A 21983-nucleotide genomic window follows, 5' to 3' on the forward strand; every position below is an offset into this window, starting at 1 on the left:
TAAATTGATACTTCTAATTGATATTGTATGTAGGTTGTTTATTTTAACTCTTAAAGCAACTACAACCTTAATCCTGTATTTTGTAAAAAATCTTGGTAAGCTAAGGAAATCCCTTCTTTTAAATCTATGGTATGTTTCCAACCATGGCTATGTAATTTAGAAACATCCATCAATTTTCTTGGTGTTCCATCAGGTTTTGATGTATCCCAAACCAAATCACCTTCAAAACCAACAGTTTCCTTAACGGTCTCTGCTAACTCTTTAATAGTAACATCTGTTCCTGTTCCTACATTTACCAATTCAGGTTCACTATAATTCTCCATTAAATAGATACAAGCTGCTGCTAAATCGTCAGCATGTAAAAACTCTCTCATCGGAGAACCAGTCCCCCATAATGTAACAGAAAGGTTTCCATTTACTTTTGCCTCATGAAACTTTCTAATCATTGCAGGTAAAACGTGAGAGTTCTGCAAATCATAATTATCATTTGGTCCATACAAATTAGTAGGCATTACAGAGATAAAATCACAACCATATTGCGAACGATATGCTTCACACATTTTAATTCCTGCTATTTTTGCGATTGCATAGGGTTCATTTGTTTGCTCTAACAAACCTGTCAATAAATATTCTTCCTTCAAAGGTTGGGGAGCCAATTTAGGATAAATACACGAAGAACCTAAAAACATTAATTTTTTTACTTTATTCAAGTAAGAAGCATGAATAATATTATTTTGAATAGCCAGATTTTCATACAAAAAATCTGCTCGATAAGTATTATTAGCTACAATTCCGCCTACTTTGGCTGCAGCTAAAAATACATAATCAGGCTTTTCATTAGCAAAAAAAATTGATACTTCTTGTTGATTTCTTAAATCTAATTCTTTAGATGTTTTTAATATAAAATTATCAAATCCATCTTTTTCTAATTTTCTTAAAATAGCAGACCCAACCATTCCCCTATGGCCTGCAATGTATATCTTACTACTTTTGTTCATATCTTTTAGGATGTTTTTCTAAGCTAAATTGATTGTCATATAATTTTGTAACTAAAGATTTTATTTCTAAGTCAAACCTTATAGAACTAAACCGTTCTGCATTTTTTCTAATTTTAGCATAGTCGAATTTCAGTGTTTCAAATTGATTAACAGCTTCCACAATAGAATCGACACTCTGCTCACTAAATAAATACCCTGTTTCTTGATGAATTACTGATTCTGCAGGACCACCCTGACCATAACAAATTACAGGAGTTCCGCAAGCTTGAGCTTCTACAGGAGCAATTCCAAAGTCTTCTAATGCTGCAAAAACAAATCCTCTTGCTTTTCCAATGATCAAAGAAACTTCTTCGCTTGCTAAAAAACCTGTAAACTCAATATTTTCTTTTGCAATAGCCTTTAAAGAGGGCATTAATTCACCATCTCCAATTACAATCAACCTTTTCCCTGTTTGATTAAAAGCCTCAATAATCAAATCAAATCTTTTTTTGACCGCAAATCTTCCAACCGTCACATAATAATCTTCCTTTTCCTCAACTAATGTAAATTTTTCAACATCAACAGGAGGATAGATTAAATATGTATCTCTTTTATACCTTTCTTTAACCCATTGCTGAACAAACTTCGAATTAGCTATATATACATCAGGCCCTTGGGCTAATCTAAAATCAAAATTCTTTATTAGATTCAAAACAGGGGAAAGTACTTTCGAAAATCTTTTGAAAAAAAGTTTTCTTTCATAATCCTCCCAAACATACATAAGGTTTCTTTGTTGTAAATAACATATATGTAACTGAGAATCTGTACTTTTTTTAACTCCTTTTGCAGCCGTATGTGACGAGCTTAAAATTAAATCTGTTTTAGCATCAACATTTAGCTGACGCACAAAATAAGGGAATAGCGGAAATAAAAATCTAAACTTCTTTCCAAATATTTGTAAAGAAGAGGTCTTTATTGTGTACTTCTTTGAAAAAAGCTTATTCTTATCATTTTCACTCATTACATCTACCATGCACAAGACTTCTTCAAAATCAAAATTTGAAGAAAATGAGGCTATCACTTTTTCAGCACCTCCATATAAATCTAACCAATCAACTACTAATGATATTCTCATAAACTTTTAAAAATAGTTTAATTTATTCATTGATTAAACTTAAAAACTTATTAGCAAATGTTGTTGGAGAAAACTGTTCTCTATTAGGAAACCCTTTAAATCTTTTCTTTTCGGTCAACACCGAATACAAGCAGTCTGTTAATTCAGTAGTATTATCAGGATTATAAGTATTTCCATTCATATTCTCAGTAATTGTATCAGCAACCCCAGTAACCTTAGAAGCTATTGTATAAGTCTCACAAAGAGAACTTTCAATTAATACCACAGGTGATCCCTCTGTAGATTCAATAATTCTATCAAATCCTTCAAAATTACATTCTTCTTTATTGATAGTTGGGAAAATAAAGTAGTCAACACTTTTCATCCAAGATAGTACATCATCTCGCCAACCAATCCAATAAATGTATTGGTCAATTTTATTCTCTTTAGTGAAATTAATCAATTGGGTTCGATAAACTATTTCTGCTGGGGTCTTTGCAATTCCTACGATAAATGTAATAGGGAAGTCTTCTGAAGAGACTTTATCTTTTAAATTGTTTAAAGCATAAATTAAGTGATGAACACCTTTTTGAGGCTTTATTAAACCTGCAAATAAAAACCGAGTCCTCGAAACTTGTTCTTTAGGTATTAATAGCTCTATCTCTGACTGTATTTTTTGTGAATCAATATGACTATACTGTGTAAAGTCAATCCCATAATTAATAACCTTTTTTTTATTTGATTCAGGTAAACTATTGAGTACATCAATACTTGGACAAACAACGTAATCAGTAAAAGTCAGGAAAAGAAATTTAGAAAGAAGAGGGTTTAATTTATTTTTACTTTGCAAATACATTATTTTTTTGCTCCTAAAAAGGATGGCAGGAAATAGTATCATAACAGCCCCCCTTGGATCGCAAAAATATATTACATCAAACTTTTCTTTAAAAAGAAACTTTATACACTGCCAATAAAGAGGTAACAATCCAAACAAAAAAGACTTAATAAAGTGTAATGGAGTAAACCATTTCTCAGCATTACCATACATCATCAGCCTATCGCTTGTATTAAGTAAAACTATATTGTCAACATGCTGTTTAAAATTAGATGATATGCTATTATTAGAGTCATCTGCAATTAACAATGTTGTGTCATATTCATTTTCTTTTAATACTTTACATAAATTAAGCGATACCCTCTGAGCACCAGAAAAAACTGGATAAGCTTCGAATACTAATATTTTTTTCTTTTTCATAACTTTTATGCTACTTTGATGTGTTTATTTATGTGCTCTTTTCCAGTATAAATTGATACCAAACCTAAGCCCTAAATTCTTAAAATAGAGTTTAGTAATGTGTATATAATAATCAAAATTGGCTCTTAAAACCGAAACACCTCCTCTTACGATAATAACCTTCTTTAATTCCTTAAACATTTTCAACTGATTACTTGCTCCTCCAACAGTCATTTTCACTGTTACAGTGTTGATAAACTTTGCATTTAAAGACTTTTGTGGTCTCAACAATAACTCATAATCCCCTACTATTTTGTAGTTAATATCATAATTCCCATACTTTTCAAACAAATATTTTGATTGTAAAGAGCCTGGATGAGCAATAATATTTACTCTTCTAAACTGTTCCCAATTCCAAGGCCAACCATAGGTTCTTAAAACTCGGCCTTCTTCTGTTATCATTTCAATCTTAGATGATATATATAGACAATCAGTGTTATTTATTTGCTCTTTATTGATGAAATCTACATAATGCTGAATAGCATCAGGATAAAAAAAGTCATCAGAACCTAAAAAAGCAATCCAATCTCCAGTAGCTTTTTCAACACCTTTGTTCCAAGCATCATAAATACCTTTGTCTTTTTCACTAATCCAATAAGATATTTCGCTATTATATTTTTCAAGTATTCCTAATGTTCCATCTTTAGAACCTCCATCAATAACTATGTATTCTATATTATTATACCCTTGCGAAATCACACTCAATAGTGATTGTTCAAGAGTCTTCGCTGAATTATAGGTTGCTGTTATAATTGAAATTTTTGGACGCATTTTAATTTTTATTAATTACAAAATACTAAGTTTTAATTTATCTCTTTCTATAAATTATCAGGTTGTAAAGAAACCACACAAAAACACAAAAAAAACTCAGAGAGAAATTCCTAATAGCCATCAGGCTGTAAAATGGTGAAAAAAGAAAAAGGCTAAATAAAAATATATAAAGTACTTGAGCTGATAAAAAAGTATTCATGTACTTGAGTGACAACCTAAAGAGATACAGCAATAAGAATAAAAAAATCAGAGATCCAAAAATTCCAAAATCAACAATCATATCTCTAAATATTGTTCCCCAAACATTATGAAAAATCCCAAACTTCGCTGAATATATATAATCGATTTTATCGTGAACATCTAACCAATTAATAATGCCAAATCTATCTAAAAAATTAAATTCATAAAAACCATATGACATAGGAACCATTTCATAATTATCAAAATACATTGAAAAAAAGATTAAACACTGTCCCACATACTCAAAAGCTTGAGTTAGCATTACAAAGACAATTGCACCCCACTCATATTGTAAAAGAGTTGTTGCTACATCCACTTTTACGTTGTTTAATGAAAGATATACTTCCATCAAACGAGAGGTATCAGCTGTGTTTCTTGCCAAGGTTAACAAAGAACCAAGTATGACGATTAATATAAAAAATAAAATGAATTTAATCAAAAATGAAACCATTCTTTTGAATATTACTACTCTATTGTTAAGTAAATATATAGCAAGAAAAAAAAGTCCAAATACAATAAAGTGAACTCTTCCCCCTGTAATGAAAATAAAGCTAAAACTTATAAACGCTGCTACTGTATTTGCTATAACTCTATGTGCCCTAACCTTACTAAAACTAAGAATAATGTAAGGTACAAATATTAAAGGCGAGGCTAAAAAATTAATAGTATATAGTCCTCCTCCGCCAGATCTATTCTCCAAATGGTATTCTCTAATTTCACTCCAATCTTTACCTAAATTTGATTGATTTTCAAGAAGCAAAGGAATACAAGTTACCGCTCCCAAAAAATATAAAAATATAATTAAATTATATTTAGCCTTGTGAGGATGATTCAAAACATCTAACTTAAATTTAAGTTTAGTTGTTAAAAATTTATAAACCATCATCATTGCAGTAATAAAATAACAAGATGACCAAAAGCTAATCTCAATTTTATATAAAAAAGATGCTAAACCTACAATACATAGTACTATAAGCCACATATTTAATATAAAATTTCTTTCAAAAATCATGTTAGAAGTTGTTTAATTTTCAATATATATGGTATGAATGATTTAAATCATAATTAAAAAAAGAAATTATTTTTTCAAAAAGTCTTCTATCTTAATTCTTTCAAAAATCTCTAATGCTCCACCATCAGTAGCATTGAATATTTTTCTTCCATGTGCCAAATATTTTTGATTAGCAATATTATAACTATATTCACTTGTAGAAATTTCAGGCAATTGCCATTGCATTCCATTTGAGAAGTACCTTGGGTCAAAATGAGAATCATCTTTTTCTTTACTTACTGCTAATTGACCAGGAGCTCCTTTCGCACTAAAGTAATGGTCGCAACCAACTAAAGCTACATTTTGAAAACCTAGATGAAAAGCTAATTGCATAGCTACAAAAGTTACAGTTCCACCCTCCCAAATACTCATACTTACATCTTCAGAAAACTTTTGCTGATAACTACCATGTAAAAAACTAACGTTTTCTCTTGAAGTAACTATTTTAGATGAATTTGATGATATAAATAATGGTATCTCTGTGCTATTGTAAAAATCAAGATTTTGTTCCACAACCAAACCATTAACTGCAGCAATCATTGTGGGTCTAAAGGAAGTTCTATCGAATAACAGGTTTACTTTATTTAAACCTATTGTAGGAATATTTTTGAGTAAATCAAAATCTACTTTATTTAACGATGGGCCATTACACAAAATAACAACTTTCTGACCTTTAAATTTATTTTTAGAGTCTTTTAACTTCTTTCTTGACCTCCATGATTCAGGATTTAAATCCCATAATAATCGTTCATAAACTAATTTCCCTGCATGTTTGTATGGGTTCAGTACTGGATTAACCTTTAATATAGGGTCAATATCAATCATTTCATTTTTCATAATAACTCAAGAGCTAAAAAATTGATTACTAATATAATTATGCAAGGTATAATACCTTTGATTTCAAACTTTAATGGGTTAACATTCAACAATTGGTATGACTTGTATGGAGCATACCAGGAATAACAGAGTAAATAACCTATTATCATACCTATGGGGAATGACATAACTCCAACATATTTAAACAATAATACTGATGATATTATCATTAGAACACCAGTTATGCCATTGAGATAATGCCATATTATTTTATTTGTTGTACTATAAACTTGAAGATGCATTGCTCCATATCTTTCTATGAGAAAAGCTATTCCAAGTAAAGACCATAAACCTTTAGAAGGAAAATCTACATGAGAATGAATTATTTTAAAGATAATATCACTGAAATAAGAAAATAAAAGCACAAAAAAAGTAAAAAAGTAATATACTAAATTCATATTTTTTATACTGACTTTAGCAAGTTCTTTCATTTCCCCTTTGCTATATAATGATGAGAATAGAGGAATTCTACTATAAAATGGTGCTTGTGAAAAATTTCTAATATTTTGTATGAGGTTTAGACCAACTAAATAAGAACCTAATAACTGTGGAGAAGCAATTTGCCCATATATAAATGCTGAAGACTGTACAACTCCCTGGGATAATAATATACCAAAACCACTTTTAAGAGCACTTGGGACAACCATCTTTAAAATCTCATCATTTCTAGAAAACTTAAAACTTTTCAGGTTTATATCTGGAAACTTATTTTTTACTAACAAAGAATTTCGTACAACAGCGATGATTAACCAAAATTGATTGATCAATATAACATTGAAAATACTGCTCTGAAAAGCATATATATATATTACAATAGAACTGGTACTTATTAAATTAAATAGAGTATCCCATCTTCTAACTAACGGTATAAGATTTACTCCCTGCAGAAGATTTAAATAAATATTTCCCCATAGTAAATATGGAAAAGTAACGACAAAACACACCCAAACTACTAAAGCATTAAAGTAATCAGTTGTTTTATTTATAATATCAATAAGTAACCAAGTTCCAAAAGTGCTTAAAATAACTAAAGAAATGATAGACAAAATCTTGTAAATCCCTCTCATTATTCCATTTATTCTTTTTAAATAATCTTGAGTACTATCTTTTTCTTCATCATTGCCAGCAATATTTTTAAATGATCCATAAGCAATAATTCTCACAAAAGCAGAACCAAACCCAGAATCAAGTAAAACAAGCAGAGATAGGATGATCGATGTAAAATACCAATAATTAACATCTCCTGCTTTAAAACGATTAAGTACTAATGGTGTTATTAAAATTATATTTGCTGATTTGGATAAAAAACTTGCCCAAGTGGTAAATGTCGGAGAATTCCAAATTTTTTCAAATATTATCATGTTATTTATCAAAACAGGTTATTTTCATTAGTCTGCTTTATTTCTTAATATATATTTTTTATTTGATATTTTTTTGAATTGCAAAGTAAGTAAACTGTTATCCTTATTTTTAATTATTTTATAACCTTTGAACAAAGAATAGTTTTTATATAAAGCGGCTAAAATATCAACATCTAAATAATATCTCAGTGGTTTATTATCTTTACCTGTTCCTATAAAGACATCCCAAGGTGCAATCGCTGTAATAGAGTATTTCTTACATAATAAAAGAAATTGTAGATTTAAACCAATATCATTTGAAACTAAAGTAAAAGATTGAGATTTTTTTAACTCATTATTTATTTTTACAATTCTCTGAAAGTAGCTATCGGTTAGTGAATCTGTAACTATTTCACAAATTCCTCCATCAAATATACTATATATTGAATCCCACTTTCCTCGATAATTATTAGTCAGTAAATCAACTTTTTGAGAATAAGTTTTAATTGAGTATTTCCAATTGTTTAAAAAATTAATAACTGATTTTCTCTGAAAATCGCAAAACTCCTGCCTATATAATATTGTATTGTCTCTATATTTAAACTTCATTATGCCTTGGGATTTCAAATACTCCTTGTAATTAAATTTATCATTGATTTCAGTGTGTCCTAAGTCTATTAAATAGCGAGTAAACTTATTCACACAATACTCACAAAAACATCCCCCAGATTCAACTGATTGCTCATTAAATCTTGAGTCATCAACTAATATAGCATAAGCACCTAAATCAACTAACTCTTTAGATTTTCTAATGAATAAATCATTAAAAAAAGGAGAATTTACACAACCCCAATTTGGATTTTTTTGATTCCAAACTTTCATCCATGGTGCAATATATTTTTCCCCATTTAATCCTATAATCCTTCCTTTTGCAGTGTATTCTCCAGAATCTGGAATCTGAGGATTTATAGCTAAACTAAACTTTATATTTCTTTCTTTTAAAAGCTTAATTTTGCTACTTTCTGAACAGTACAACCAATCAATTTGAGTCACGTTAAGTTTTTCAATAATATCTAACGTACTTAAAGGATCATTTTTACTTAAAGGATGAAAGAATCTTGAAGAAACACTAATTCCTACTTTCTGAGCAAAAGAGTGATGTAAAATAACGAAACAGACTGTAAAAATTAAATGCTTCATTTTGGAATCAAGTTTGAGTGTATCCACATTTTAAACTACAAATCCTTCAAAACCGAACTAATTCCTCCATCTAAAGAAAGGTTAGCACCATGTATAAAGCCAGAATTTTCTGAAGCTAAAAATAAAACTAACTTAGCTACATCATTGGGATAACCTATTCTTTGTACAGGATGAAGCATTCTTAATTGATTTAAGGCTTCTTCATTCCCATCAAAACCTGCTAATAGCATATCGGTTTGAATCGCTGCTGGGCTAATAGCATTAATTCTTACCCTTCCTTCTAAATCAACAGCTAATGCTTTGGTTAAACCTATTAATGCACTTTTAGAGGTAGCATAACTAATAAAACGAGGCTTGGTCAACTGCTGATGAATACTTCCAATATTGATGATACAACCTTGTGCTTGTTCTAATCTTGATAAAAACAATTGACTTAATAATAAAGGCCCTGTTAAATTTACGTTTAAGGTTTCTTGCCAATTTTCTAATTTTAAATCATCTAACTTATCCAACAGTTGAACAGCTGCGTTGTTAACAAGCACATCTAAGGATAAGATATGGTCGTTAAAATATAGTACAAATTCATTACGATATTGCTCGTCTGAACAATATTTGTGCAGGTCAAAAACAATAAGCTTGTCAACAAAGTCAGCTTGTTCTTCTCTAATATCTAAACCATACACAAAATAGCCGTTCTCTTTGAACATTTTAGCAATTGAACTACCTATTCCCCCCAAAACACCCGTTATTAATATGCTTTTTTGTTTCATAATAGCTTTTAAACCTCTAAGAATTCAAATAAATAACTAATTGCTTGGTGACTGGCTCTGCGTACCCCTTCGATTGTATTAGAACCGTTATGCGTTCCAAATATACATTTATCAAAAGCTCTTAGCGGTGAATCAATTGGAAGTGGTTCTGTTTCAAAAACATCTAATGCTGCAGCTTCAACTTTTCCAGACTGCAAAGCCACTAATAAATCTGCTTCATTCACAATTCCCCCTCTTGAAACATTTACAATATATACGCCATCTTTCATCTTGTTGATTGTATCGGCATTAATCATATTACGGGTGGCGGGTGTTAAAGCACAGGTAGCTATTACAAAGTCAGCTTCTTCTATTTTCTCTGGATAATTTAAGAATTGATAGTTCACCAAGTCAGATTCATCCTTTTTGGCAAAGGGATCATAAACATTGATTTTCATATCAAAGCCTTTTAGAAAACGAGCTGTTGCTTTACCAATATCCCCAAATCCAATTAAACCAACTACTAAACCAGATAATGATCTTCCTGCTGGTTTTACCCAGTTTCCTTTTCTAACCTCTCTATCAATCAAATAAGTTTGTCTTGCCAAACCTAACACATAAGCAGCCGCAACAGTAGCTACTTCTGCTCCAAACATATTAGGCGTATTAATAATTGGAATACCCAATTTTTTACAAGCTGCAAAATCAACGTTATCAACTCCTACTCCCCACTTTACCGCTGCTTTTAATTTACCTTTTTTCCCAGCAGTAAATACTCTTTCAGTTGCTGGATCATCTCCAATAATCCAACCTTCAACTGTTGGCAAAATTTCTTCTAATTCTTCTTCTGAAAGTGTTTGAACAATATTAGGTGTTATTAATTCTATATTTTTAGCTTCAAAAAACGAACGAAATTCGTCAATTCGTTTTAACATTGGAGGGCAACTTACTAATACTTTCATTTTATTTTCCTGGATAAAGTTCTTTAAATAAAAATTCTGCAACTTTGAAATTTAACTCAACGTCTATGTCTTGTGCTTCAACCTCTTCAATCTCATACATAAAAGGTCTATCACCTATTCTGTTAAATTTCTTAATTAAAGTTTCTTTAGTAAATAAATACATGCATGAGTTCTCCATGTAAGTAGGAGGTAAATCTTGTGTTCTCAACAAGATTGCTGGGTTATGATTGATAGCTCTTGCTAACGGATCCCATAAACGCTGTTGAAGACGAGTTACAGAAAACATACTATCGTAAATAGGATAAGATTTCATAAACTCATCAATCCCTTTTGCAATAGTTTCAGGAGAAAGTAGAGGGTTTGTGCTATGTGTTTGAAGATAGAATTCAGATTCAATTGAATTACAAGTATTTAATAGTACATTATTCATAGGAATTGCCCCATCACGTAAATGTTCTGGTCTTTCTAAGACTAATACCTCCGGAAATAAAGTAGCCGTTTGCTCGATAATCGTTGGACTATCAGTATCTATCACAACCTTATCAATCTTATCACATGCCAAAAGGCTTTCAATAATGCGATGAAATAGAGGCTTTCCTGCAAAATCACGGTAGTTTTTCCCTTTTACACGCTCACTGGAATGACGCATAGGAACAATGGCAACAACTTTGTATTTCATATATAATTTAAAAATTATGTTTGCGTATTAATAACAATATTATCAGACTTATTATTCAGTGTATTGAACTTTAGGAGCTGTAATCTCCGTTGGTCTTTGTTTTTTTAGAAAATTAGTAGGATAATAAAATTTGGTTCTAAGTGAATTATCAACATTTCCTGAGTGATTATATCCTCTTAAAGTACCTAAAAATTGTAATATCCTAAAAACAGGAATATCAAAAATATTTTTAAAAAAAACACCATCTACAATAGAGAAATAATAATCACTGATAATATTAGTAATGGATAAATAAATAAAATCCCAAATTCCAAACTTAGCATAAGGCACTATCCTTTTAAAAGCGATAGCCTCACGATAATATCTATTATAAACCTTTTTGGGGGTTTCTTCGTGTATGTGAACAATAACCGCCTCTGATTCATAAACTAATTTGTACCCTTTTTTTAATATCTTTGATGCCCAGTCTAAATCCTCTAAACCTGTTAATGTTTCATCATAAGATTGCTCCAACCATAAACTCTTTCTAATTGCAGTATTAGCATTATTAGAAAAGGGATGTAGTTGATTGTAATTTGAAAAAGCAGGAAACCATTTAGCCAATAAACGATGTTCAGAATATTTACTCTGTTCATAACCAATTTGTCTTCCATACACTAAAGCGACTTTGGAATCGCTAAAAGGTTCTAACATTTTATCAATCCAATGGGTATAAACAGGATATACGTGTGCACTCGCAAATAATAAAATATCTCCTTTGGCAAATGCACAACCTTTATTCAAGGCAAATCCAAAAGAAAACTCTTCGGGTAAAATCGAAACAACTGAAGCCCCCATAGATTTAGCAATATCAACAGTATTATCCGTTGAACCAGAATCTACTAAGATTATTTCTAATTCATGATTAGTCAATTGAGATTGAATACCATTGATTAATTTACCTATGTGTTTCTCCTCATTAAAAGCTCTAATAATGATGCTACATACCATTTTATTACCTATTAAATGAATAAATATGACAAATAAAATCTACTAAGTTTAGATTATTTGAAAAGTCTTGAGAAAAATCCTTTCTTTTTTACCTCTTCACCATAAGAGTAACCATAGCCATAACCATAGCCATAACCATAGCCATAACCATATTCTTTAGAGTTCTTGTAATCAATACCATTGAAAATAATATTCAATGATTTAAACTTATTTTTATCTTTTAAATCTCTTAAAACTTTTAAATATGACTTAGGTGTATGTTCATAACGCATTAAATAAAAAACTGCATCTACATATTGTCCTAAGATTGTTGAATCAGTCACTAAGGCAACGGGTGGAGTATCCAAAACCACATAATCAAATTGTTTTCTTAGCTCTTCAATCAATACAGCCATTCTTCCATTAGATAATAATTCAGAAGGATTAGGAGGTATTGGACCAGAAGGTAATACAAACATATTAGGATTTAAAGAACTTTGTTTGATAATATCTTCCAACTTAGCTTGACCTATTAAATAATTAGAAATACCAACCTCACGTGAAACACCCAAATATTCAGAAACTTTAGGTTTTCGTAAATCTAATTCTAAAACTACTACTTTTTTATCCAACAAGGCAATGCTTGAAGTTAAGTTAATACTGACAAAAGATTTGCCTTCGCCCCCAATTGATGAAGTCAACAAAATAGCTTTACCTCTACCATCAATATTAACCCCACCAGCAGCATATTGTAAATTAGTACGTAAAGTCCTAAACTGCTCAGCCAAGAAACCTGTACTTTTCATATCTACGATATTATCTTTCATTTCTTTAGGTTTTTTACCTATTTCTCCAAAAACAGATATTCCAGTCGCATCTTCAATCTCTTTTCTAGATTGAATAGTATCATTGAATGTCTCTTTTAGGTTAACAATAGAAATGGGTAATACTAAACCTAAAATTAATGCAATTAAGTAAATGATAGTTCTTTTAGGTTTAATCGGTAGAGGATTACTATAAGGCTCGTCAACAATACGACTATCAGTAACGGTAGAGGCATAGGAAATAGCTGTCTCCTCTTTCTTTTGTAAAAGCATTAAGAATAAGCTCTCTTTTATACCTTGTTGTCTTTTGATATTAACAAACTCTCTCTCTTTTCTGGGAATAGTTCGAATAGATGACTCAAATGTTCGATTAAGATTCTTCAAACTATTTCTTGTCACTTGCAACCCCTGCTTTTGGTTAGATATACTCTCTCTAATGGCAGATTTTGTATTAGCAATTTGAGTATTAATAGTTGCTAAAATAGGGTTATCAGGTTGCATTGTCTTTACATACTTTTCTCTCTGAATCTCTAATTCATTCAATTTGCTTAGCAAACCTATTAAAACAGGATCATTTACCATTAAAGTAGCTGGTGCTGCACCTGATTGACTACTTTTTAAATAATTCTCAACACCGTCTAGAACTTTTAATTGTATATCTACTTCATTAAGCTTTGTATCATTTTCTTTTACTTTCTCCAAGAACAGATTACCTTCAACACTTAAATCTGTAATTCCTTGTGAACTCTTGTAAGTTTCAACATCTTTCTCTACATCTCCTAACTCTCCAGTAATTAGCCCAAGTCTTTGATCAATAAATTTAAGGGTAGCTGTTGCTTCCATATTTTTATCTGCCAACGCATTGAAAGTATATGCTTCTAATAATTTGGATAAAATAGCTTTCCCTTTTCTTTGCAAAGCACTTTCCAATGTGAGTTTTATAACAGTACTTTTTTGATTGAGCAATTCAACTTTGATATCCTTTTGGTATTGCTCTACCAAGGCATTTTTTTCAAAGAATTTGATTCTGATTAAATCATTGTCTTTTCTGTACAATGAATCATTTAAAAAGACACGAAAAGCTCCGTACTGGCTTCTTATATTCTGACTATAGGCAAACACTCCCAGTACATCACCACTATTAGTTTGCAACTCAAATTTTTGTTTGTTGACAATTTTTATAAAAACAGGTTCTTTGTAAGCTATTTCATTTAAATTTCCATGTTGAACCCATATTGGTGAATTCCTAAATATCTCATCATAGGGACGTACCTCGCCTTTTTGATAATAAGCAACTGTTAGATTCAGGTCATCTACAACTTTTTCAATTAAAGTACGGGATTTCAATACTTCCAATTCATTTTCAACAATTTTGTTGCCTGAAAACATCTCCAACTCCTTCAACATATCATTACCCCCAATACCTTTTTTTTCGTCCTTGATTAACAGAACTGAACTGATACTATAAATAGGAGTTGTATAGCGAAGATAAATATAAGCACCACCTAAAGAAAAAAAGATTGATATAATAAACCAGTACCAAAATCTCAAATACAATTGAAAGACTTTTCGAATATCAAAACGTTCTTCATTGTTTTCTTCAAAATCAAAGGAATTCTCTGCCATAACAATTTTATAATATATGTATATTAATTTATTTTATTACACTACTTAAATAAAAGATTTAATAACAGCACTAAGGACGTTGTCACACCAGTTGCTATAGGGATTAATTGAAGCGTTCTATCAGAAGATGTTATCTTACCTTTAGTTGGTTCGACATAAATGATGTCATTATTCTGTATAAAATAATATGGGGATTCCAATACCTCTCTTGAATTCAAATTTAACTTAACAATTTCTCTTCTCCCTTCTGTTGTTCTTATCAACATCACATTGTCTCTACGACCAAAGATTGTCAAATCACCAACAACTCCAATAGCTTCTGGTAAAGTCACATGGTTATTCAGTAAGTTATAAACTCCAGGTCGATTAACTTCTCCTATTACAGTAAATTTTTGGTTTAAAAAACGTACATTGACTGTTGGCTCTTTCAAAAATTTAGTCAACTCTTGTTTGATTTTCATTCCAGCCTCTTCAAGTAATAAATTACTTACTTGAATTTTACCTATTAGTGGCATTTCTATAATACCATTAGGATCAACCAAATACCCTAAAGGTTGACTTCGTGGCACACCATTAGTTGAAATACCTGGAAGATTGGACGTTATTAATGGAGTTGTATTAGGAAAGTTGAATACTTGATTTGATTCTTCACTTAAAGAGCTAACAGTCACAGCCAAAATATCATCAGCCTGGATTCTGGGTATCAATGGCTCAATATTTTTTAGTTTGGCATAACGAACAGAGTCTAATGGGTCGTTACCTTGGAAGTAGGTAACATTCTTAGTCGTTACACATGAGGTGAGGATAAATATAGTACTTGATAATAAGAATAATTTGGATAAAACTTTCATACTAAATTTTGTTAAAACTCTTGATAAATTTCACTAACAATTATAAATACACAGCCAGTTATGTAAATGCTTAAAGTCCAAACATCAATGATGTTGAGAAATAATTATTATTAACAGAGGTAATTCCTGATTGATTTTCTATCTTATAGTTGATACGTACAAAAAAATCATGAATCGGTTCGTATTGAATTGATGTTTGAAAATAGCTATACTTATTTACATTTCCCCACAGAAATGGATAAATATCTTGTGCACTCGCTTGTTGTACTCCTGTACCTACTGTTCCTTTACGAACGTAGTTATAACTCACTTTAAAATCCATTCCTCTAATTACACGATAATGAAGTTGAGCGAACAATTGATCTGCGTTAGATCCAATCCAATGACCTAAATTAAAGTTATTACTTTGATATGTCTGTGCAGGAATAAAATGAACGTAGGCAAAAGGTTGAATTTTAGAATATTCTAAAGTCAAATGCAAATTATTAAAGAGAAAATCAGCAACACTTGCACCAATTTGGTAAGCCGTATGATTTCTTGCATTAGACAAGGCAGTGTTTCCTGTCCTTAAAGTTAGTTCATCTATAAAATAACTAAAGTATAAATGCGTTTTGGGGATATGATTTCTTGAACTTAGTTGAACAAAAACTTGAGAATTTGATATAGTATTATTTATAGTGGAATTGTTATTTCCTGCATTAACTTCCCCTAAATAATGACTCATAGCACTAAATAAGACTGTTGGGATTAAATACCCAATTTTAATTCTATCATTATAAACAGCAGATTCTCCTAAAGTCAAACTCATACCCTTAAATGGCTTGTAAGTTAAAGAATGTACAGCTAAATACTTCTCTCTAAATTGATACTGTAATCTACCTGGAACAGAAGTAGGGTAAAAAGTTGTCGAATCTATGACATTGGAGTTCAACCAGATATGAGCATAATTAAATGACAACCATTTTACTGGGTTAACATCTAAGCGCACTTGTGGAAAAGAAGGGGCTTTATTTGATAAAATAATTTTACCTCCAGCACCATATCCTATTTGAATAGGATTTTTGCCAAATGTAAGTACGCCCCATTTCCATTTTGCAGTAATTGTAGCATTAAAATCGTTGTAGTCATACTTACTTTTACTTACTAAATCTCCAAATCTACCAGGTTCAGGACTAAAAGTTCTCTTATAATCGTAACCAGAGAAAATGTTATCAACTTTGCTATTTACAAAATCAACACTGTAGCCTATATTTTTACCTATGTATCCATAAATCCAAGCCCCTACCCAACGTTGACCAAGTGTACTACCACTTACATTTTCATACCGAAATCCAACAATTGGCTGTCCACTAAATGTAAAATCTTTATCTTGATAAACTGTAACACGTGTTCTGTCGTCTTTTTTAGTAGAGAACAATCCTAACACAGGTTTTGCATATTCTTTATTCTCAGCTAAATTTCTTTCAAGCGTGTACTCCTTTAAATAAAAGGTCAGTTCTTCTCTTTCAAGTGGGGTCAATAAATCCTTGTGGTGTGATAATGAATCTAATTTCGAATTAATGTACGTTCGTGGAAGAGGCATAACAACATCATTCAAATCGATTACGCCTTTTTGAGCTAATCTGGATAAATAACCATAAACTGTATGATACTCGGGCTCATATACAACTTGAGCTTTTACTCCAAGAATACCAAGGCTCAGGAGTAAAATAATACTGACAAGAAAAGGCTTCGTAAAAGTATTCATCAAATCGGTATTAGCTTTAGTTAAAATGGTTGCGTTGTTAATATCTACGTAAGTTATAAGACTTTGGTATTAGCCTAAATTCTATTTTTTTATTTTGTAAATATTTCTTGAAATTAATCAAAAGTTTTTAATCTCCAAAACTTTTATTCAAAAATAGTACATTTCTAAGTTTTGAGAGATTTCAAAGTAAATCTTATCTGAAATAATTTAGAAATAAATTTCTCCTAATTGAATCAGCCGTAAATATTTTTTTTTCGACTACTAAAGTAATTTATAAGCTAAAAATAATATCGGCGGTAGTACAAAACTCAAAATATATCTCAAAATGCCTATTTAATGGAACTATTTTAGATTGATTTATTCCAAAAGTAATAACAAAATTTGATTATCAGTCATAAAAATTATTAAACGGTATATTTTATCTGAATTTTAGTAAAAGATATTAAAATAGTAATAAAACAAACTCTCAAAACTTGGTAAATTTATATTATTGTCATTTTGAAACGTATAAAACTAAACAAAAGATAATTTTGAGCGTTTTTGGGAAGGCTTTTATTAAAAGATGTATGATTATTAAAGATTCAATGTTTCGAGTTTTTGCAATGAAATTTGAATCTTTTATAATCATAACTTCGGAACAATATCAAAGTAATTGACAAGTGAATAAAAATTATAAAACTTGGTAAAATTATTCGTCTCTATTAATGCTAAAAAAATAATGTCATTGAATATTTTCTTTTAAAAAGCATACTCTAAGTTAAAACTTAATAATATCCTAATATAGACTTAAAAGAATACAAATTTAGAATTGCGTAATTTTTATTTAATCATAAAAAAAATATAATTATTTTTGGATGTAACATTAAACCAACTATACGTTTTTCCACAAAGCTTAACCTGTTTTTTTTATATTTTATTTTTTATTCCTGAATGTTCAATCTCGAACTTTGTAGGAGAAATCAAATTGCTTGATTAGGATGATGAAAAATGATTAATACTTCATAGAAGATTTTGAAAGGAAAAAAACTATGAATATTGTAGTACAATTATATAAACACAATGGGCTTAAAGAGATTTTTCTTTAAGCCCATTGTTTTTAGAGTCGTTCTCCATTTCGCCACTGTTCTACTGTCGGAAACCATATAGATTGATATTCTGCGTAGCGTTGTAGTTCGTAATGGTCTTCAACAAATTGATTTGACCGCTTGGTAAAAGTAAAATTAACTTCTGAATACTGTGTACTTCTACTATAAGTCCAAACTTCTTTGTCTTTTGTTCGGGTAATTTTTGTTGGGTCGCCCATAACAATATAAACCATACCTTTATCTGTCTTCCAGCCTTCTTTATAGCTCGTAAACAAACGATTGGCCTGTTCAACTCTTTGATAAAATGCTTTAATAGTCCTTTTAGCTGTCGCTTGATTTCCTTGCATTACATTCAACCAGTAATTATCTAATGCTTTTTTAGGTTCTTTAGCACTATTCAAGTCGCTTGTTTCAGCAAAAGTACTCACGTAAATCAATGGCTTCACTAATTTCTCAGGACGAGTTAATTTAGGAAAACGCTTATCTGTTACAACCATTCCTATTCCATAAGATTCTGTGGTATCTCTTGTAAAATAGTACAATCCATCAGTACTTAAATGAATCTGTTCGTTGGCTTTTACTGTAAAAGAAGAATCTACATACAAATTCTTTGAGGCTGCTCTTGGTGTTGTGGACATCGGGGAAATAGCAGCTTCAAATTCATATTTATACCTAAATACTCTAAAATTCTGTACTTTTTGATTGAGACTTTTCAATACTACTGTATCCTGTAGAGTAAAATAGTTACGAGCTAAAGGTTTTTTACCTGTTTTGTCAAAAAACATAAAATAATCACTGGCTTTGCCTGACTGAAATCTCAAAAAACAATCATTGACAATCTTGTTGCCAGTTTTCAAATCCTTTATATCGGTTAAAGCGACTGCTGTGAGTAAATCTTTAGGTTTAGGAATGTCAAACCATAGTGTCAGCAAATCGCCATCCATTATTGAATTTTCGAAATTAAGATTTACCACCCCACTATTCAAAATATTTTGTTTGTTGGTATAATCTGGGTATAACTTATAATTGATTGAAAACTCATTGGCAATATCAGTTAAAGAAATGGTTCTATCTACATCAATACTTAGATATATACGTACAGCATTACTATTATCCAAAAATCTACTTTTACTAACAAATCTTTGTAAAAGTACTCGATTATCGGTGTTGCTACTTGCTTTCTTAGGAGTGGTTGGGCTACATCCTGCAAAAAGCAAAATAATGGGGATGAAGGAAAGTATTTTTTTCATCAAAGGATTAGTATTAATATTTCTAAATTGTTTTATCTATAACGCCTGAGCAATCATGTCGAATATAATTCTTGAGAACAAAATCTCAAAGCTTGAGATAGACTGTTCAAATCTCATACAAAAGTTTTAAATTTGACTTTCAATCGCAAACCATACAAAAATATGGTATTTTTTATATCTGAGCATGAGTTTTAGGTTATTTACTACGGCTTAGGTTCAATTTACCATAAATTCTAATTTTATTCAAAAAATGTACAAAACAACTGAGATTGCTTCGTCTGAAATCATTTCTGATAACCCTGTTCACCAAAGATTATTGTTCCCTTATATTGAAGCCGCAAAATTTATTTCTGGCAATTTACTCGAAATTGGCTGTGGTACAGGGCGTGGTGTAGCAGTATTAGCTCAATCTGTAAGCAATTATACAGGTGTTGACAAAAACGAGCCTTTGATGCTCAAACTTACTGCCGAATATCCTGAATTCAAATTTATAGATATGTTTCTACCTCCACTGAAAGGTTTAGCAGATAATAGTTTTGATTATATCGTTACTTTCCAAGTAATCGAACATATTGAAGATGATAATGAGTTTATCAAAGAGGCTCATAGAGTATTGAAACCGGGTGGAAAATTAGTATTAACAACCGTGAATAGAAAATTTTCGCTTTCAAGAAACCCTTGGCACGTGCGTGAGTACTTAGCACATGAACTAAAAGGTTTAATTTTGAAACATTTTGCCAGTATCGAAACCAAAGGTGTTCATGGCAACGAGAAAGTGATGAGTTATTACGAACAAAATAAGCGTTCGGTAGAAAAAATTACTCGTTTTGATATTTTTAATTTACAATATCGTTTACCAAGATGGATGCTACAAATCCCCTATGATATAGCTAACCGATTGAGTAGAAATATTATCCAAAAATCAGACAAGCAATTAGTTTCTGGTATTACTTATCAAGATTATTTTTTAAATGATGATGCAGAAAATTGTTTTGATTTTTTTTATATCGCAACTAAGTAAAATATAAAAAATATATCTTATATTAGCATTATGCTAATTTGATTTATCTGAGTGGCATAGCTTTTTTGTTAGGATTAACAAAAGGATTATTATTCTTATCCGCCTTTGATTAAAATCCCAAAATCTAACAAATTATTTACTCATGGCCAGAAGCAGTTTTCCTAACCAAGTAATAAGTATCTTATTTCTTGGTTTGATTTTTTTTGCGTTCACTAATCAAAAGCTCAAACGCATTGGGCTTAATGTTGAGTACACTCCAACTGCACAGGTAGGTGAAGAAGTGCGTTTTCACTTCAATGCAAGTGACGAAATTTACTTGGTTAGGATTTACTCTGATAACCAAAGTTTGGGTACAGCTAAAATCTATGACAATTCGGCTGAATTAAGTTTTCCTTTTACCTTTACTGGTACAAAAAGATTGCGTTTTGTAGCTGTAAATGACCAAAACGAAACTTCAAGCGAAGTTTATGGAGAGCTTGTGATTACGGGTAAAGTTTTTAAAGATGCCATTACGGTTATTCCAGAAACTCCTTCTCAAGAGTACATCTATACTCCTAAAAATCAAGATAACAGCACTCAAGTAATTATTAGTAATCCTAATACGAATTATGAACCGAAGAAAAACGATTCATATAATAACTATGAGTACAACCCTCCTGCCAGAAATCAACTGAATGTAAATAACTTCAAATTTAAACCCACTCCAAACGAAGACATCAACGGACGAAACGATAATGTGTATTCTACGGCTATCGGACATCCGAATGCTGATGATGTTAATATGTTCTTTGATGATGTTCAGCCTATTGCCACAGAACTTGCCAGAAAACATAATGTACCTGCCAGCGTGATTATGGCTATGGCTGCCTTAGAGAGTGGCTACGGATTTAGCAGAAATGCCATTTTTGCAAATAATTTACTGGGAATCAAACAGTGGAAAGGTAATCCATCTAACGCTTACCAATTGAAGGGACAACCCGACGAAAACGATGGCAAAGTGCCAATCATTAGCGTTACGCCAACTGGACAACTTATTTTTGATGAAGATAATCGCCCAGATAATTGGTATAAGCGTTTTAATTCAAGAGAAGAATGCCTGAGATTTTTAGTCGAAGAAATTTTTTTACACAAAACAGGCGTTTGGAAACGTGATTACAGTGAAATCACAAGATTTTACCAAAAGCAAATTGCCGCTGGCATTGAAAAATACTCTGCTGCTTACACTTTTTGCTATGGAATCGGCGAGTATGGTTATACGCACAGAGGTGGCAAGTATTATGCTGACAGAGTGATGAAAATCGTTGAAAAATATAATCTTACTGAATTTGATTAAACAATTTTAGGGTGAATAAAAAAC

Annotated in this window: 18 protein-coding genes; 2 read left to right on the forward strand and 16 right to left on the reverse strand. The window is 30.9% G+C overall.

From position 1 onward, the window contains the following. Positions 1 to 59 precede the first annotated feature (59 nt). The 16 genes from fcl to VB248_RS09125 form a co-directional block, all read right to left on the reverse strand. A complete protein-coding gene (gene fcl, locus VB248_RS09050; protein WP_323296443.1) occupies positions 60 to 998 on the reverse strand; it encodes a GDP-L-fucose synthase in 939 nt (312 codons plus the stop codon). Next, a complete protein-coding gene (locus VB248_RS09055) occupies positions 985 to 2112 on the reverse strand; it encodes a glycosyltransferase (RefSeq protein ID WP_323296444.1) in 1128 nt (375 codons plus the stop codon). The genes fcl and VB248_RS09055 overlap by 14 nt, the downstream gene beginning before the upstream one ends. A 22-nt stretch (positions 2113 to 2134) precedes the next feature. Continuing rightward, on the reverse strand, positions 2135 to 3346 hold the full coding sequence (locus VB248_RS09060; protein WP_323296445.1) for a glycosyltransferase: 1212 nt from the start codon (positions 3344 to 3346) through the stop codon (positions 2135 to 2137). 24 nt (positions 3347 to 3370) lie between these two features. After that, positions 3371 to 4156, reverse strand: coding sequence for a glycosyltransferase family 2 protein (locus tag VB248_RS09065; RefSeq protein ID WP_323296446.1), 786 nt, complete (start codon positions 4154 to 4156; stop codon positions 3371 to 3373). Between the two features lie 37 nt (positions 4157 to 4193). Further along, on the reverse strand, positions 4194 to 5408 hold the full coding sequence (locus VB248_RS09070; RefSeq protein WP_323296447.1) for an O-antigen polymerase: 1215 nt from the start codon (positions 5406 to 5408) through the stop codon (positions 4194 to 4196). Between the two features lie 66 nt (positions 5409 to 5474). Next, positions 5475 to 6284 carry a 6-hydroxymethylpterin diphosphokinase MptE-like protein gene (locus VB248_RS09075; RefSeq protein WP_323296448.1) on the reverse strand — a complete coding sequence of 270 codons (810 nt, stop codon included), beginning with the start codon at positions 6282 to 6284 and terminating at the stop codon, positions 5475 to 5477. Then, on the reverse strand, positions 6281 to 7684 hold the full coding sequence (locus VB248_RS09080) for a lipopolysaccharide biosynthesis protein (protein ID WP_323296449.1): 1404 nt from the start codon (positions 7682 to 7684) through the stop codon (positions 6281 to 6283). The genes VB248_RS09075 and VB248_RS09080 overlap by 4 nt, the downstream gene beginning before the upstream one ends. 27 nt (positions 7685 to 7711) lie before the next feature. Next, the gene (locus VB248_RS09085; protein ID WP_323296450.1) at positions 7712 to 8863 is read right to left on the reverse strand and encodes a hypothetical protein; all 1152 of its coding nucleotides are present in this window, start codon (positions 8861 to 8863) and stop codon (positions 7712 to 7714) included. A gap of 35 nt (positions 8864 to 8898) precedes the next feature. Next, a complete protein-coding gene (locus tag VB248_RS09090; RefSeq protein ID WP_323296451.1) occupies positions 8899 to 9633 on the reverse strand; it encodes an SDR family NAD(P)-dependent oxidoreductase in 735 nt (244 codons plus the stop codon). Between the two features lie 8 nt (positions 9634 to 9641). Next, positions 9642 to 10574, reverse strand: coding sequence for a phosphoglycerate dehydrogenase (locus VB248_RS09095; RefSeq protein ID WP_323296452.1), 933 nt, complete (start codon positions 10572 to 10574; stop codon positions 9642 to 9644). A 1-nt stretch (position 10575) separates the two neighbouring features. Further along, on the reverse strand, positions 10576 to 11253 hold the full coding sequence (locus VB248_RS09100; protein WP_323296453.1) for an acylneuraminate cytidylyltransferase family protein: 678 nt from the start codon (positions 11251 to 11253) through the stop codon (positions 10576 to 10578). A 51-nt stretch (positions 11254 to 11304) separates the two neighbouring features. Continuing rightward, positions 11305 to 12243 (reverse strand): glycosyltransferase, encoded by a 939-nt coding sequence (locus VB248_RS09105; protein ID WP_323296454.1) that lies wholly within the window; start codon positions 12241 to 12243, stop codon positions 11305 to 11307. Positions 12244 to 12296: 53 nt separating this feature from the next. Further along, entirely contained in the window at positions 12297 to 14672 is a 2376-nt protein-coding gene (locus VB248_RS09110) for a GumC family protein (protein WP_323296455.1), read from the reverse strand. 41 nt (positions 14673 to 14713) lie between these two features. Beyond that, positions 14714 to 15523 carry a polysaccharide biosynthesis/export family protein gene (locus tag VB248_RS09115; protein ID WP_323296456.1) on the reverse strand — a complete coding sequence of 270 codons (810 nt, stop codon included), beginning with the start codon at positions 15521 to 15523 and terminating at the stop codon, positions 14714 to 14716. 70 nt (positions 15524 to 15593) lie between these two features. Further along, positions 15594 to 17270, reverse strand: a complete 1677-nt coding sequence (locus VB248_RS09120; protein ID WP_323296457.1) for a capsule assembly Wzi family protein — start codon at positions 17268 to 17270, stop codon at positions 15594 to 15596. A 1096-nt stretch (positions 17271 to 18366) separates the two neighbouring features. Continuing rightward, positions 18367 to 19605, reverse strand: a complete 1239-nt coding sequence (locus tag VB248_RS09125; RefSeq protein ID WP_323296458.1) for a GWxTD domain-containing protein — start codon at positions 19603 to 19605, stop codon at positions 18367 to 18369. 250 nt (positions 19606 to 19855) lie between these two features. Here VB248_RS09125 and VB248_RS09130 point away from each other — a divergent pair, with 250 nt between their 5' ends. Next, positions 19856 to 20626, forward strand: a complete 771-nt coding sequence (locus tag VB248_RS09130; protein ID WP_323296459.1) for a class I SAM-dependent methyltransferase — start codon at positions 19856 to 19858, stop codon at positions 20624 to 20626. Between the two features lie 142 nt (positions 20627 to 20768). Then, positions 20769 to 21959: a glucosaminidase domain-containing protein gene (locus tag VB248_RS09135; RefSeq protein WP_323296460.1), complete on the forward strand. Its 1191-nt coding sequence runs from the start codon at positions 20769 to 20771 to the stop codon at positions 21957 to 21959. Positions 21960 to 21983: the final 24 nt, after the last annotated feature.

It is taken from the genome of Arcicella rigui, assembly GCF_034929435.1.
GTDB classification, from domain to species: Bacteria; Bacteroidota; Bacteroidia; order Cytophagales; family Spirosomataceae; genus Arcicella; species Arcicella rigui.

Excerpts from the sequence above, each read along its gene's own strand:
- fcl (WP_323296443.1), bottom strand. The coding sequence starts at position 998 with ATGAACAAAAGTAGTAAGATATACATTGCAGGCCATAGGGGAATGGTT.
- VB248_RS09055 (WP_323296444.1), bottom strand. The coding sequence starts at position 2,112 with ATGAGAATATCATTAGTAGTTGATTGGTTAGATTTATATGGAGGTGCT.
- VB248_RS09060 (WP_323296445.1), bottom strand. The coding sequence starts at position 3,346 with ATGAAAAAGAAAAAAATATTAGTATTCGAAGCTTATCCAGTTTTTTCT.
- VB248_RS09065 (WP_323296446.1), bottom strand. The coding sequence starts at position 4,156 with ATGCGTCCAAAAATTTCAATTATAACAGCAACCTATAATTCAGCGAAG.
- VB248_RS09070 (WP_323296447.1), bottom strand. The coding sequence starts at position 5,408 with ATGATTTTTGAAAGAAATTTTATATTAAATATGTGGCTTATAGTACTA.
- VB248_RS09075 (WP_323296448.1), bottom strand. The coding sequence starts at position 6,284 with ATGAAAAATGAAATGATTGATATTGACCCTATATTAAAGGTTAATCCA.
- VB248_RS09080 (WP_323296449.1), bottom strand. The coding sequence starts at position 7,684 with ATGATAATATTTGAAAAAATTTGGAATTCTCCGACATTTACCACTTGG.
- VB248_RS09085 (WP_323296450.1), bottom strand. The coding sequence starts at position 8,863 with ATGAAGCATTTAATTTTTACAGTCTGTTTCGTTATTTTACATCACTCT.
- VB248_RS09090 (WP_323296451.1), bottom strand. The coding sequence starts at position 9,633 with ATGAAACAAAAAAGCATATTAATAACGGGTGTTTTGGGGGGAATAGGT.
- VB248_RS09095 (WP_323296452.1), bottom strand. The coding sequence starts at position 10,574 with ATGAAAGTATTAGTAAGTTGCCCTCCAATGTTAAAACGAATTGACGAA.
- VB248_RS09100 (WP_323296453.1), bottom strand. The coding sequence starts at position 11,253 with ATGAAATACAAAGTTGTTGCCATTGTTCCTATGCGTCATTCCAGTGAG.
- VB248_RS09105 (WP_323296454.1), bottom strand. The coding sequence starts at position 12,243 with ATGGTATGTAGCATCATTATTAGAGCTTTTAATGAGGAGAAACACATA.
- VB248_RS09110 (WP_323296455.1), bottom strand. The coding sequence starts at position 14,672 with ATGGCAGAGAATTCCTTTGATTTTGAAGAAAACAATGAAGAACGTTTT.
- VB248_RS09115 (WP_323296456.1), bottom strand. The coding sequence starts at position 15,523 with ATGAAAGTTTTATCCAAATTATTCTTATTATCAAGTACTATATTTATC.
- VB248_RS09120 (WP_323296457.1), bottom strand. The coding sequence starts at position 17,270 with ATGAATACTTTTACGAAGCCTTTTCTTGTCAGTATTATTTTACTCCTG.
- VB248_RS09125 (WP_323296458.1), bottom strand. The coding sequence starts at position 19,605 with ATGAAAAAAATACTTTCCTTCATCCCCATTATTTTGCTTTTTGCAGGA.
- VB248_RS09130 (WP_323296459.1), top strand. The coding sequence starts at position 19,856 with ATGTACAAAACAACTGAGATTGCTTCGTCTGAAATCATTTCTGATAAC.
- VB248_RS09135 (WP_323296460.1), top strand. The coding sequence starts at position 20,769 with ATGGCCAGAAGCAGTTTTCCTAACCAAGTAATAAGTATCTTATTTCTT.